Below are 13,360 nucleotides of genomic sequence, written 5' to 3'. Positions count from 1 at the left end.
TGTCAGGTGCGCTGTTGATAGCGGTTGCGGATGATGATCGCGATCGAGTTGATCGTTAACAGGACGACCAGCAGGGTGACGACGCCGGCGGCGACGACGCCGTACTGGAACTCCGTCTGGGGATAGGACGCCCAGTTGTAGATCTGGAGCGGCATGGCGCTGACTTTGCTGAAGAAGCTGTTCGGCAGTCCGAACACCGTCGTCGGCGCGGCGATCATGATCAGCGGTGCCGTCTCGCCGATCGCTCGCCCCAGCGCGAGGATCGTCCCGGTCATGATGCCGGGCATCGCCCGCGGCAGGACGACGTTGCGGATCGTCTGCCACTTCGTCGCGCCCATCCCGTAGGACGCCTGTCGCTGCGAATCGGGGACGGCCCGAATCGCCTCCTGGGCGGAGATGATCACGATCGGCAGGATGAGCAAGGCGATGGTGAACGCGGCCGCCAGTACCGTCCCGTAGCCGATGTTGAACAGGCCCACGAACAGGCCAAGTCCCAACAGGCCGTAGACGACCGAGGGGACGCCCGCGAGGTTCGCGATGTTGAGCTGGATAAAGCGGGTGAGATAGCCGTCGTCGGCGTACTCCTCGAGGTAGACCGCGGCGCCGACGCCGAGCGGGAAGGTGACCAGCGCGATCATCAGCATGATCGCGATGGAGCCGACGAGCGCGGGCAGGAATCCGGCCTCGTAGGGGTTGGGGTGTGGCGGGTTCGTGAGGAACTGCCAGTCGAGCCAGCCGACGGCGTCGACGGCGACGTTCAGCAGCAACGCCGCGAGCGACACGATGCCGACGAGCGTCGCCGCGAGCGCGAGCAGTCGGAACGCGACGTCTTTCGTCCGGCTGATGCGTCCGAAGCCGTCGGCGGGCGTCTCTCCGGTGTCGGCCGCCATCAGCGATACACCTCCCGATACCGCGACGCGACGAGTTCACTGATCAGGTTCATGACGAAGGTGATGACGAACAGGGTCAGACCGACCGCGAAGAGGCTCTTGTACGCCGGTCCCTGCCCGACGATGTCGCCGGTGCCGATCTGGACCATCGCGGAGGTCATCGGCTGGATCGAGTCGAGGAACATCCCTGCCGGGTCGGTCAGGTCGATCATCCGCGGCGTCTGGCCCGCGGCGATGGCGACGATCATCGTCTCGCCGATCGCCCGCGAGAGCGCGAGGATAAACGAGGAGAAGATCCCCGACAGCGCCGCCGGCACGACGACCGACGTTGAGACGGTAAACTTCGTCGCGCCGAGCCCGTAACTGGCCTGCCGCAGCGAGTCCGGGACGGCGCTCATCGCGTCCTCGCTGATCGAGGACACCATCGGGATGATCATGATACCGACCATGATCGAGGCCGACAGCGCGTTGAACGTCGAGAGATCGACCGGCAAGATCGTGTCGATCGCCGGCGTGACATAGACCAGCGCGAAGTAGCCGTAGACGACCGTCGGGACGCCGGCGAGTACCTCGAGCGCCGGTTTGAGATATGCCCGCTGTCGATCGGAGGCGTACTCGCTGAGATAGATCGCGGTCAACAATCCGATCGGGAGCGCGACCATCGCCGACCCGATCGTGATGACCAGCGTTCCCGAAATCAGCGGGAGGACGCCGAATGCGATCGGTTCGTTCGTCGGACTCCAGCGCGTGCCGGTGAGGAAGTCGACGAGCGGGATCTGTGCGAAGAAGTCGATCGCGTCGAGCAACAGCGTCAGAATGATCGCGACGGTCGTCAGGATCGACAGGAGCGCACACAGCATGAAGAGATAACGAAAGGCGGTGCCCCGTGCCGTGCGGATCCCGTCGTGGGAGAAGTCCGGCTGGCTCATGCCGTTACCTCCTCGATCGCAGCCTCGAGTTTCTCGAGGTTCTCGTCGCGTTTGTCTTCGGTGAGCGGCACGTAGCCGACCTCCGAGACCAAGTCCGTCGCGGCTCGCTTCATGTAGAACCGGACGAAGTCACGGACGGCCGACTTCTCGAGCGACTCCTTGGCGACGTAGATGAACAGGGGTCGCGAGAGGGGCGTGTACTCGCCGTTCATCGCCGTCTCGATCGACGGCTTGACACAGCCGTCACCGTCGTCGACCGAGATCGCCTTGATCGAGTCCGGATTCTCGCTGTAGAACGAGAAGCCGAAGTACCCCATCGCGTACTCCGAGCCCTGCACTCCTTGTACGATCGTTCGGTCGCGCTCGGTCGCGTGGTAATCGCTGCGGTGGTTCGCTTCCTCGCCGATGATGGCCTCGTTGAAGTAGTCGAACGTGCCGGAGGTCGTCGCGGCCCCGTACAGTTCGAACGGTTCGTCGGGCCACTCGTCGTTGATATCGCTCCAGTGGGTCGCGCCGTCAGCACGCCAGATTTCTCGGAGCTGTTCGACGGTAAGACAGTCGATCCAGTCGGCGTTTGGGTTGACGACGACCGTCAGCGCGTCGGTCGCGATCGGAAACTCGATCGGCGTCACATCGTTGTTCCCACACTGTTCAACCTCGGCGTCAGCGATCGTCCGACTCGCGTTGTTAATGTCGGTCCGTCCCGCACAGAAGAAGTTCCCGAACCCACCGCCGGTTCCGGTCTTACTGAGCGAGAGGTTGACGGTCGGATTTTCCTCGGAAAACGAGGAGGCGATCGCCTCGGTCACGGGGAAGACGGTACTGCTCCCCGCGATGTTTACGTTGTTGCCCTCCGCGGCGAAGACACCGGTACAACCGGCCAACCCGCCGGAGAGGCCAACGCCCGCCGCGGCGAGAAAGTCACGCCGACCGAGTCCGGCCGGCAAAGACGCCGTGGAATCTCTCGACATCACCGGATCGAAGTCACAGAGTAGGTAAGTATACTACTATGAGATCTATATAGCACTATGTACTACTGCGGCGATTCACTGGGGCCCAGCCCAGGGCCGGCGACGGCGTCTCGAACGCATACATATGGCAATAGTTGCCACCCACCAATCTAGTGGTGTCTGAAGGTACTTCGGTCCGTCCACTATTCGGCTGAAGACGAGGTGACATATATAGACGAGTCATGCCGAGAACCGAGCGAGAGATGGTGGGCAGTCTCGGGGCCGCTGGTGCCGATGTCGGCGGCGATCCGGTCGGCCGTGGCGTTGTCGCGGTATTCCCCATGAATTCGTTCGAATTGCGCAAACTACGTCAGCAGGGAGCCCACAGCGGACAAAATCAGACGCGACGTGACGTGTCTCTCGGTCGATCGCCGTATAGAGACGACCGTCAGGCAAGCAGCGACGCGTCGTTCTCGAGGGCATACAGCGTTCGAGCGGCGACGTTGACCGCGTGGTCGCCGACGCGTTCGATATCGCGGACGACAACGAGGGTTCGTGAGACGTCCGCGAGAACGGGGCCGGCGGGGCGACCGCCGCTTCCGGCCCCGGACGATCGGCCCCCGACACAGTCGTCGGCGTCGCGACGCAACTCGATGAGCCGCCGGACGACGCGCTCGGCGACCGCCACACAGCGGCGATCGAGTTCCGCGTCGCGCTCGGCGACCGCCCGGCAGGCCGCCGGTTCCTCGTCGACGAACGCCTCGACCGCGGTCTCGAGTTGCTCGAGTGCCAGCGCGGCGATTCGCTCGAAGTCCACGTCCGGCAACGCCGGATCCGAGCCGGTTGCGTCGAGCGTGTACTCGGCCAGATTGGTCGCCAGATCGCCCACCCGCTCGAGGTCGGTGACGATCGTGAACGCGGCGACGACGGTCCGGAGGTCACCGGCGACGGGCTGGTACAGCGCCAGCAGGTCGAGACACTCCCGTTCGATTTCGAGATACCGGTCGTTGACCGCGTGGTCCCGCTCGATCACCTCGCGGGCGAGGTCGCGATCGCTCGTAAACAGCGCGGAAAACCCGTCGGCGAGTTGCTCGCGAACGAGATCACCCATCGAGACGACCGTCTCGCGGAGCCGCTCGAGGCGGTGCCGGTAGTCCTCGCGGGTCATCACCCGAACTTGCCGGTGATGTAGTCCTCGACGCGCTCGTGCTCGGGGTTCTGGAAGATCTTGTCCGTGTCGTCGAACTCGACGAGTTCGCCGCCGGTCAGGAAGACCGCGGTCTTATCGGAGATACGGGCCGCCTGCTGCATGTTGTGGGTGACGATGACGACCGTGTACTCCTCGGCCAGATCCTCGATCAAGTCCTCGATCTTCGAGGTCGCGATCGGATCGAGCGCCGAGGCCGGCTCGTCCATCAGGATCACGTCCGGGTCCGGCGCGATCGCCCGCGCGATACAGAGCCGCTGTTGTTGCCCACCCGAGAGGTCCAGCCCGCTCGAGTCCAACTGGTCCTCGACTTCCTCGAGCAACGCGGCCCGCTCGAGGGCGGTTCGGACCGTCTCGTCGACGTCGACGTCCTTCTCCTGTACGTCCAGTCCGAACGCGACGTTGTCCCGGATCGATTTGGGGAAGGGGTTCGGCGTCTGAAAGACCATGCCGATCTTCCGGCGCAGCGCGACGGGATCGACGTCGTCGTCGTAGACGTTCTTCCCCTCGAAGCGGAGTTCCCCCTCGACGCGAGCGGCGTCGATGAGGTCGTTCATTCGATTGATGGTGCGCAGGAACGTCGATTTCCCGCAGCCCGATGGACCGATGAGCGCCGTGACGCCGTTTTCGGGGATTTCGATGTCGACGCCCTGTAACGCCTGGGCGTCGTCGTAGAAGACGTCGATATCCCGCGCCTCGATCACCGTATCGGCGCCCGCAGGAACGGAGCCACCCTCGACGTCGAGCGAGGAATCGAGTAGTGATCCGCTTGTCGCCTCTGATCCCGCGGTCGGTTCGGAGACCGCCGTTCCGCTGCTGTTCGTTCGCTGTTCGTCACCGTCGTCGGCGTTTCGTGTATCGTTTCGAGTCATTTCAATCGCGTCGCTGGTACTTGTTTCGCAGCAGGATCGCGGTGCCGTTCATCATCAGCAAGACGATGAGCAACACGAGGACCCCGGCCGCGAGGACGCCGTGGTAGAAGTCCGGTTTGGCTAACTGTGCCCACGAGTAGAGCTGTCGTGGCATCGCGCTGAACAGTCCGAAGAACGAGGTCGGCGAGATCCGGACGACCGCCGCGACGCCGACCATCAACAACGGTGCCGTTTCGCCGATGGCGCGGCCGAGCGCGAGGATCGTCCCAGTGAGGATCCCGGGCATCGCCCGCGGCAGAACGACGGTCCGGACCGTCTGCCACTTCGTCGCGCCCATCCCGTAGGCCGCCTGTCGCTGGGAGTCGGGTACCCCCCGGATCGCCTCCTGTGCGGAGACGATGACGATCGGGAGGATCAGCAGCGCGACCGTCAATCCGCCGACGACGACGATCCCGGGCTGCAGGGCGCCGGCCTTGACGAACAGCGCCAGGCCGAGCAGTCCGTAGACCACCGACGGGACCCCGGCGAGGTTCGCGATGTTGATCTCGATGAGTTCGACGACCGACCCGAGTAGTCCGCCGCTCGGCGCGTACTCCTCGAGGTAGATCGCCGCGCCGACGCCGACCGGGAACGCCGCGATCGCGACGACGATGATCATCATCACCGACCCGACGAGCGCGGGATAGATGCCGGCCTCCCGCGGTGTCCGACTGTGCGCGGCGGTCAGGAACTCCCAGTCGAGCCAGACGTTCGGGCCGGCGAACCCGGCCGCGTCAACGACGACGGCACAGACGACTACGCCGGCCGCGATGACGAGCGGCAGCGCGAGTCCGGAGACGCCCTCGCCGCCTCTGAAAACCCGTTCGACGTATAGCCCGACGGGAACGCCGACGACCGTCGTCAGGATGAGCCACGTCGTCCAGGAGACGCCCGCGAGCGGCCCGGCGACGACGCCGAGCGCGGCCGCGGCGATCGTGGCCCCGCCGGCGATCGACCCCGCACGCTCGTTCTCGCGGGCGCGACGGACGTACCAGCCGGCCGCTATCCCGACCGGCACCACGAACGTTCCCAGCAGCGACAGGGGTGCCATCGGGAGAACCGGGAGCGACAGGATCAGCGCACGGAGGCTCGGGACGAGTCCGGGAACCCCGACGATCGTCAGTCCGAGAACGACCACGCCGACCGCGGCCCGCTCGAGCGCACCGGCGTCCCGCGTTCGCTCGTGGACCTCGAGCGCGCCGTAGGCGACGATCGCAGCGATCACGAGCGCGAGCCACTCGTGTGGGCTGACGACATGTCTGAAGACGATACCGACGCCGCCGGCGAGCAGCGCCGCGGCGACGGGCAGTCCGAGCGCCGTGTACGCGACTTCACCCGCCCGTGGATCGGAGCGGTAGTAGTAGAGCGAGAGGACGACCGCCGGGAGCGCGACGGTCGCGACGACCGTCGCCCACCAGGCCGGATCGGCCGTCCCCGGTTCGACCGCGTCGACCGCCACGTAGATGAGAAAGACGAACACGAGGAACAGCGTGAGTACCGTCGCCCCGAGGCAGCTGGCTTTGAACAATAGCCCGCGGAGCTGACTCACTTGTCCGTCCGCGCCGAACCAGGCACCCGTCGACTCGTCGGTCGTCGCCATCAGCGACGCACCCCCGGTGTGGCCGTGGCGTTCGCAGTAATCGTTCGGTTCATTGGTATTCCTCCCTGTATCGAGCGGCGATGCGGTTGCTGAGTAGGTTCATGCTGAACGTAATAGCGAAGAGCGTCAGCCCGATCGCGAACATCGAGTAGTAGCCGGCGGTTCCGCCCGACAGGTCCGTCGTCACCGCCTGCACCATGGCAGCGGTCATCGTCTGCCCGGAATTGAGGAGGTTCGCGAACGGCTGGGACGGGTCGAACATTCGGCCCTGACTGCCGCCGGCGACCACGACGATCATCGTCTCGCCGATCGCCCGCGAGAGCGCCAGAATGTACGAGGAGAAGATCCCCGAGATCGACGCCGGGATGACGATCTTCGTCGAGACCTCGAACTTCGTGGCACCGAGGCCGTATCCCGCCTGGCGTAGCGAGTCCGGCACCGCGCTCATCGCGTCCTCGCTGATCGAGGAGACCATCGGAATGATCATGATCCCGACCATGATCGACGCGGACAGCAGGTTGAACAGGTCCACGTCGAGCCCCAGTTGCTGGAGCCACGGCGTCAGGTACACCAGCGCGAAGAAGCCGTAGACGACGGTCGGGATCCCCGCGAGGATCTCGAGGGCCGGTTTCAGCACCGATCGCATCCGATCGCTCGCGTACTCGCTCAGATAGACCGCGGCCGCCGTGCCGATCGGGATCGCGACGAGCGCCGAGACGATCGTCACGGTCAGTGTGGCAGACACCAGCGGCAGGATACCGAGAATCGGATTTTCGCTCCGCAGAACCCACTCCGTGCCGGTGAAGAAGGCGAGGGGGTCGACGCGGCTAAAGAACTCGACGGCGTCGATCGCCAGCGTAGCGACGATACTGAGCGTCACGAAGACCGTCAGTGCCGCACAGCAGAACAACAACCCGTGGTACAACCGCTCCTTTGCAATTCGTCCGTTCGCCGATCGTGTGAGATCGGCTTCCATTGATGTGTCACTCATTTTCTATTCGGTTTCCCCGAAAAATCGGTCGGCGTTCGCGTTACTCGCCCGCTGCGTCCTCGAGTGCGCTCATGTTCTCATCGACCATGTCCTGGTTCGACGGGACGTAGCCGACGTCGTCGGCGATCCAGTCGGCACTCGAGTTCTCGAGGTAGTAGTTGACGAACTCGTAGACCGGATCTCGCTGGAGTGCGCCCTCGGCGGGGTAGATGAACAACGGTCGGGCCAGCGGGTACGAACCGTCCTGGGCCGCCGACAGGCTCGGCGCGGTCGGCTCGTCGCTTTCGCTCTCCGCGATCGAGAGGGCCTTGACGCGGTCCTTGTTTTCGCTGTAGTAGGCGTAGCCGAAGTACCCCATCGCGTACTGGCTGTTCTCGAGGCCCTGAATGATGGTGTTGTCGTCCTCGGTGCCCTCGTACTCAGTCCGGTGGCCGCCGCCGTTGACGTTCTCGCTGAACCAGTCGTAGGTCCCTGAGGTGGTGTCGGGGCCGTAGAGCTCGAGTTCTTCGTCGGGCCAGTCGGAGTTGATGTCGGACCACGTGGTAGCGCTGTCGTCGCCCCAGATCTGCGCCAGCTCGTCGAAGGTCATGCTGTCGACCCAGTCGTTGTCGGGGCTGACCGCAACCGTGAGCGCGTCGCCCGCGATGTGCATCTCGATCGGTGTGACGTCGTTGTCGGCGCAGTGACTCTGCTCCGCTTCCTTGATCGGGCGCGATGCGCCGTTGATGTCGGCGTCACCGGGACAGAAGTGGTTCTCGAAGCCGCCACCGCTGCCGGTCGGGTCGACCGTGACGTTGACCTTCGGGTTCTCCTCCATGAACCGTTCGGCCATCGCGTCGGAGATGGGGAAGACGGTACTCGACCCCTTGACGATGACTTCCCCCGAGAGTTCGTCGTCGCCGTTCCCGCTGCTCGTGTCGCTGCACCCTGCGATCACGGCCGTCCCGGCGGCGCCGGTTGCGGCGATGAACTTCCGTCGCGATACTGCGTCGCGTCCGAACTGGTTGTCTGCCATCACGTGAGTGATTCGAAGGGGTATAAAAAAGGGATGCTATGAATCATATATATGCGTCAGTGATCACATATCTCTATATAGTCCTATTTCGTCGGCAGCGGGAGGGTCGGAGCGCGGTGTCGAGGCGGCGAACCGCAGTCGATCACGTCATCGAACGATCGCAGCCATCGACGCGAATTCGTCGCTGCGGGCATATGGACCGGGAGAATAGCAGTCCAGGATTCGTCGGGCAACGGTCGGTGTGACGGCCCGCTGGGACCACCGCGATCGACTCGTGTCCCCACCGATCCCACCGGCCTGCTCGAGGGTACGCCGTTCACGGAGCGGCGACCCGGCTGCCACCTGTATCTATATACTGATCTCGTTCACTACCGGGTAGTCCCGTTCGTGTTCATATGCCGTTCGTATTCCGGGATTAGGCGGCGCTGAATCGCCGTTCTATGGGGCCACCAACGGCGCTCTATAGATCCGCGTATATTTATGCCCGAGCGGCCGAAGCCCACCGTATGGAGACGCGAAAGGTCCAGGTGACCGGCGGCTCGACGTACACGGTCTCGCTCCCCAAAACGTGGGCGACGGAAAACGACGTCAGCGCCGGGACGACCGTCGAGTTCTACCCCGAAGACGACGCGCTCTTGTTGACCCCTCAGAGCGACACTGAACGACAGGAGGGGAGCCTCGACATTTCGAGTCTCGAGGGCGAGCGGCTGACCCGGGCCGTGATGACGATGTACGTCAGTGGCTTCGACATCATCAGGCTCGAGGCCGGTCGGATCACGACCGACCAGCGGCGGGCGATCCGGGACGCCACGCAGGGGCTGGTCGGCGTCGAGGTTTTGGAGGAGACGACCGACAGTGTGGTCATTCAGGACCTGCTCGACTCCTCGGAACTCTCGATCGTCAACGCCGTGACCCGAATGCGGCTGATCGCCCAGTCGATGCTCGAGGACGCTGTACGCGCGCTGATCGAGGACGACGACGACATCGCCCACGATGTCATCGAACGCGACGACGACGTCGACCGGCTCTGGCTGGTCGTCTCGCGGATCTTCCGTGCCACCCTGCGATCGCCGCGGGCCGCCGAGGAACTCGGCGTCCCCCGCGAGGACTGCTTCGACTTCCACTCGAGCGCCCGGCAACTCGAGCGCGTCGCCGACCACGCGGCCAAGATCAGCAACATCGCGCTCAAACTCGGTGAGATCCCCGAACCGGTCGCCGAGGCGCTCGAGGAACTGCGAACCGACGCCGCGACGGTCCTCGAGAAGGCGATGGACGCGCTGTTCGCCGAGGGAACCGAGGAGGCGAACCGATTGGGTCACGACGCCCGCGAGGCCGTCCTCGAGATCGACGAACACACCCGCCAGATCGACGACATGCTACGGGATCTGGAACCGGTACAGGCCCAGTCGCTGGGGCTGATCGTCGACTCGCTGTCCCGGAGCGCCGACTACGGCGGGAACATCGCCGAGACGGCGCTGCAGAAGGCCGCTCCGCGGCCCTGATGAAACGATTATACCGCGTGCGCCCATTTCCTGAAGTGGTTTGACGGGAGAGTAGGCGAGAAGAGAAGCGTCCCGCTACTGTGGCAACGGGGAGTCGCCACGCCCTCCCCAGCCGATTCGCTCGTGCCTCCGGCACTCGCTCATCCCTCGCACAGTGTTATCGACCGCCCTCACTATCGTTCGGTCGGCCGACAGCGCGCGCCACCGCATGCCGGTTGCTTGGTTCGAAGTGAGACAGCATCTCCCGTACTGACCGTCCATTTCGGGAGTTATTCGACACTCACGAACGGCTCGATTCGGCGTCCGGCTCGTTCACTTCCGCCCTCCTCCGGGAACGCTTTTTAAGCCCCACCTCCAAAGGAAAACGATGGAACTCGACGATCATGCCGAGGATCTCGCCTCCGACCTCGGTGTCGACAAAGAGGAGGTCAAAGACGACCTGCAGAACTTGGTGGAGTACAGCGTGCCGGTCGACGAGGCCAAACAGAGCCTCCGGCGGAAGTACGGCGACGGGCAGAGCGGCGGTGGCGACACACCGTCGGCGAAGGACATCGCCGACATCACGCCCGACGACAGCAACGTCACCGTCACGGGCGTCGTCCTGACGGCCGGCGAGCGGTCGATCCGCTATCAGGGTGACGACCACGTCATCGTAGAGGGGCGACTGGCCGACGAGTCCGGCGTCATCGACTACACCGCCTGGGAGGACTTCGGCCTCGAGCCGGGCGAGACGATCACGGCGGGCAACGCCGGGGTCCGTGAGTGGGACGGCGAACCCGAACTCAACCTCGGCGAGAGTACCTCGCTGTCGGTCGATTCGGAGTCGCTCGACGTCCCCTACGAGGTCGGCGGCGAGGCACAACTGGCCGACCTCCGGACCGGCGATCGCGCAGTCAGTATCGAGGTCGACGTCCTCGAGTGCGAGCGCAAGACGATCGACGGCCGCGACGGCGAGACCGATATCCTAAGCGGCGTCTTCGGCGACGAGAGTGGCCGCCTCCCGTTCACGAACTGGGACCCTGCGCCGGAGATCGAGGACGGCGGGACGGTTCGTATCGAGAACGCCTACGTTCAGGAGTTCCGCGGCGTCCCCGAAGTCAACGTCTCGGAGTTCTCGACGGTCACCGCACTCGACCGGCGGATCGAGGTCGGGAGCGATACCTCGACGATGGACGTCGCCGACGCCGTCGGAACCGGCGGTATCTACGACGTCGAGGTCGTGGGGAACCTGCTCGCGGTCCGTGACGGCTCCGGGCTCATCCAGCGCTGTCCCGAATGCTATCGGGTCGTCCAGAAGGGACAGTGCCGGACCCACGGCGACGTCGACGGGATCGACGATCTGCGCGTCAAGGCGATCCTCGACGACGGGACCGGTACCGTCACCGTCGTCCTCGACGACGAACTCACCGAGCGGGTCTACGGCGGCACCCTCGAGGACGCCCTCGAACAGGCCCGCGAAGCCATGGATCAGGAAGTCGTGGCCGACCGGATCCGTGAACACATCGTCGGCCGCGAGTATCGGGTACGCGGCCACCTCTCGGTCGACGAGTACGGCGCGAACTTAGACGCCGAGACGTTCGAGGAGAGCGACGACGATCCGGCCGCGCGTGCGACGGCCTTCCTCGAGGAGGTGGACGCATGAGTGCGAACGACGACGAGGAGGTCCCCGGACGGGAGATCGCCTACCGCCTGTTCGCGGCCGAGTACGACGACGCCTCGCTGTCCTACGCCGAGAGCGACGAGGAGCGGGCCCCGAACTACGTGATCTCGCCGACCGGCGCGCGGCTCAACCGCGTCTTCGCGGTCGGCACCCTCACGGAGGTCACGTCGGTCAACGAGGAGATGGTTCGGGCCCGCGTCGTCGACCCGACCGGCGCGTTCGTCGTCTACGCCGGCCAGTACCAGCCCGACGAACTGGCCTTCCTCGAGGGAGTCGAGCCGCCCGAATTCGTCGCGGTAACCGGCAAAGCACGGACCTTCCAGCCCGAGGACGGCGACCAGGTTTACACCTCCCTGCGCCCCGAGAGCATCGCCACGGTCGACGCCGACACTCGGGACCGCTGGGTCGTCAGCGCGGCCGAACAGACCCTCGAACGGATCGGTACCTACGCCGGCGCGGCGGACCTAGACGCGGACGGCGAGGACCTGACCGACGCCCTGCTCGAGGCCGGCGTCGAATCCGGGCTGGCAGCGGGGATCCCACTCGCACAGGATCACTACGGCACGACGCTGGCGTATCTGGCGGCGCTGCGTGAGTGCGCCCGCGAGGCCTGCGAGGTCGTCGCCGGCGAGCGCGATCAGGTGAGCGGGCTCGACCTCGCGCCCGACGCCACGAGTCCCGAGTACGACGTCTCGTTCGCGTCGCTGGCCGATCTCGACGGCCTCGACGCCGACGCGCTCGAGTCCGAACCGGCGGAACCGATGGCGGCGACGGCCGGCGGGAGCGGGGCGGCAACCGATCCCGACGACGCACACTCGGGCTCCGCGGCGGGGACGGCCACCGAGACCGATTCCGGGACCGAAGACGCCGCGATCGACGTCGACGCCGACGGGACGACGACCGATCAGGGAGAGACCGCGGGTGTGGTCACCGAGGACTCGTCAGTCGAGGACGCCGAATCCGAGACCGCGTCCCTCGAGGCCGACGAACCCGAAACCGAGACGGCGGCCGCTGATACTGCGGCCCCGACTCCCGACGACACCGGCGAGTCGACGAGCCCCGAATCCAACGACGGTGACGCCGACGACGACCTCGGCGACTTCGACGCCGGCGAGATGGACGACGGCGGGATGTACGAGATGGACGACGAGGAGCGTGAACAGCTCGAGGAGGAGTTCGGCGCGGAGTTTACGACCGGCAGCCAGGTCGAGGAGCCCGGCGAGGCGGAGATCGATGTTCCCGAGCCGGACGAACCGGCCGACGACCCCGCGGACGCGCCGGAACCCGACGATGCCGATACGGAGTCCGCGACCACCGAAGCGGGCGACTCCGACGCCGACGACGGACTCGGCGCACCGCCCGAATCCGGTCTCGAGGCCGACGGTGCGAGCGACGCGTCGGAGCCCGACGCCGAGCCGGAGGCGGCGGTGACGGCGGACGAGTCGGCCGACGAGGCGGCAGCCGAGACGGACGACACCGAGAGCGACGCGGAACCGGCCGACGACGTTGACCTCGAGGACTACGTCGTGGAGACGATGGAGGAACTCGACGACGGCGACGGGGCCGACCGGACGGAACTGGTCGAGGCAGTCGCCGACGACACCGGAGCCGCCCCCGAGGACGTCGAGGAGGCCATTCAGGACGCACTGATGGGCGGGCAGTGTTACGAACCCGACGACGAGACGCTGAAGGCGATCTGATCCCG

Annotated in this window: 11 protein-coding genes; 3 read left to right on the top strand and 8 right to left on the bottom strand. The window is 65.5% G+C overall.

What is annotated here, in order from left to right; translation table 11 throughout:
• Positions 1-2: 2 nt before the first annotated feature.
• From pstA (NP511_RS15815) to NP511_RS15780, 8 genes are all read right to left on the bottom strand, one after another.
• Complete coding sequence (gene pstA / locus NP511_RS15815; protein WP_006649478.1) at positions 3-890, bottom strand: phosphate ABC transporter permease PstA; 888 nt, start codon at positions 888-890, stop codon at positions 3-5.
• Positions 890-1,819 (bottom strand): phosphate ABC transporter permease subunit PstC, encoded by a 930-nt coding sequence (gene pstC / locus NP511_RS15810; RefSeq protein WP_006649479.1) that lies wholly within the window; start codon positions 1,817-1,819, stop codon positions 890-892. The genes pstA (NP511_RS15815) and pstC (NP511_RS15810) overlap by 1 nt, the downstream gene beginning before the upstream one ends.
• Positions 1,816-2,790, bottom strand: a complete 975-nt coding sequence (locus tag NP511_RS15805; RefSeq protein ID WP_049905684.1) for a PstS family phosphate ABC transporter substrate-binding protein — start codon at positions 2,788-2,790, stop codon at positions 1,816-1,818. Before NP511_RS15805 ends, pstC (NP511_RS15810) begins: the two co-directional genes overlap by 4 nt.
• A 427-nt stretch (positions 2,791-3,217) precedes the next feature.
• A complete protein-coding gene (gene phoU / locus NP511_RS15800) occupies positions 3,218-3,937 on the bottom strand; it encodes a phosphate signaling complex protein PhoU (protein WP_049966244.1) in 720 nt (239 codons plus the stop codon).
• Positions 3,937-4,848, bottom strand: coding sequence for a phosphate ABC transporter ATP-binding protein PstB (gene pstB, locus NP511_RS15795; RefSeq protein WP_049966243.1), 912 nt, complete (start codon positions 4,846-4,848; stop codon positions 3,937-3,939). Before pstB ends, phoU begins: the two co-directional genes overlap by 1 nt.
• A gap of 1 nt (position 4,849) precedes the next feature.
• Positions 4,850-6,487 (bottom strand): phosphate ABC transporter permease PstA, encoded by a 1,638-nt coding sequence (pstA, locus tag NP511_RS15790; protein WP_049966242.1) that lies wholly within the window; start codon positions 6,485-6,487, stop codon positions 4,850-4,852.
• 49 nt (positions 6,488-6,536) lie between these two features.
• On the bottom strand, positions 6,537-7,478 hold the full coding sequence (gene pstC / locus NP511_RS15785) for a phosphate ABC transporter permease subunit PstC (protein WP_049966241.1): 942 nt from the start codon (positions 7,476-7,478) through the stop codon (positions 6,537-6,539).
• A gap of 40 nt (positions 7,479-7,518) precedes the next feature.
• Complete coding sequence (locus NP511_RS15780; protein ID WP_049966240.1) at positions 7,519-8,493, bottom strand: PstS family phosphate ABC transporter substrate-binding protein; 975 nt, start codon at positions 8,491-8,493, stop codon at positions 7,519-7,521.
• 506 nt (positions 8,494-8,999) lie between these two features.
• Between NP511_RS15780 and NP511_RS15775 the strand changes: the two genes are divergently transcribed.
• The 3 genes from NP511_RS15775 to NP511_RS15765 all read left to right on the top strand — a co-directional run bounded on the left by NP511_RS15775 (position 9,000) and on the right by NP511_RS15765 (position 13,355).
• Positions 9,000-9,995 carry a phosphate signaling complex PhoU family protein gene (locus NP511_RS15775; RefSeq protein WP_006649488.1) on the top strand — a complete coding sequence of 332 codons (996 nt, stop codon included), beginning with the start codon at positions 9,000-9,002 and terminating at the stop codon, positions 9,993-9,995.
• A gap of 367 nt (positions 9,996-10,362) precedes the next feature.
• Entirely contained in the window at positions 10,363-11,637 is a 1,275-nt protein-coding gene (locus NP511_RS15770) for a Single-stranded DNA binding protein (protein ID WP_049966239.1), read from the top strand.
• A complete protein-coding gene (locus tag NP511_RS15765) occupies positions 11,634-13,355 on the top strand; it encodes a hypothetical protein (protein ID WP_049966238.1) in 1,722 nt (573 codons plus the stop codon). The genes NP511_RS15770 and NP511_RS15765 overlap by 4 nt, the downstream gene beginning before the upstream one ends.
• Positions 13,356-13,360 lie beyond the last annotated feature (5 nt).

Origin of the sequence: Natrinema thermotolerans, from assembly GCF_031165565.1 — an archaeon.
GTDB classification, from domain to species: domain Archaea; phylum Halobacteriota; class Halobacteria; order Halobacteriales; family Natrialbaceae; genus Natrinema; species Natrinema thermotolerans.
This window is presented reverse-complemented; position numbering and strand designations above follow the sequence as displayed.

Bases quoted from the DNA above. Each gene is read 5' to 3' on its own strand.
- pstA (WP_006649478.1), bottom strand. From the start codon at position 890: ATGGCGGCCGACACCGGAGAGACGCCCGCCGACGGCTTCGGACGCATC.
- pstC (WP_006649479.1), bottom strand. From the start codon at position 1,819: ATGAGCCAGCCGGACTTCTCCCACGACGGGATCCGCACGGCACGGGGC.
- NP511_RS15805 (WP_049905684.1), bottom strand. From the start codon at position 2,790: ATGTCGAGAGATTCCACGGCGTCTTTGCCGGCCGGACTCGGTCGGCGT.
- phoU (WP_049966244.1), bottom strand. From the start codon at position 3,937: ATGACCCGCGAGGACTACCGGCACCGCCTCGAGCGGCTCCGCGAGACG.
- pstB (WP_049966243.1), bottom strand. From the start codon at position 4,848: ATGACTCGAAACGATACACGAAACGCCGACGACGGTGACGAACAGCGA.
- pstA (WP_049966242.1), bottom strand. From the start codon at position 6,487: ATGGCGACGACCGACGAGTCGACGGGTGCCTGGTTCGGCGCGGACGGA.
- pstC (WP_049966241.1), bottom strand. From the start codon at position 7,478: ATGAGTGACACATCAATGGAAGCCGATCTCACACGATCGGCGAACGGA.
- NP511_RS15780 (WP_049966240.1), bottom strand. From the start codon at position 8,493: ATGGCAGACAACCAGTTCGGACGCGACGCAGTATCGCGACGGAAGTTC.
- NP511_RS15775 (WP_006649488.1), top strand. From the start codon at position 9,000: ATGGAGACGCGAAAGGTCCAGGTGACCGGCGGCTCGACGTACACGGTC.
- NP511_RS15770 (WP_049966239.1), top strand. From the start codon at position 10,363: ATGGAACTCGACGATCATGCCGAGGATCTCGCCTCCGACCTCGGTGTC.
- NP511_RS15765 (WP_049966238.1), top strand. From the start codon at position 11,634: ATGAGTGCGAACGACGACGAGGAGGTCCCCGGACGGGAGATCGCCTAC.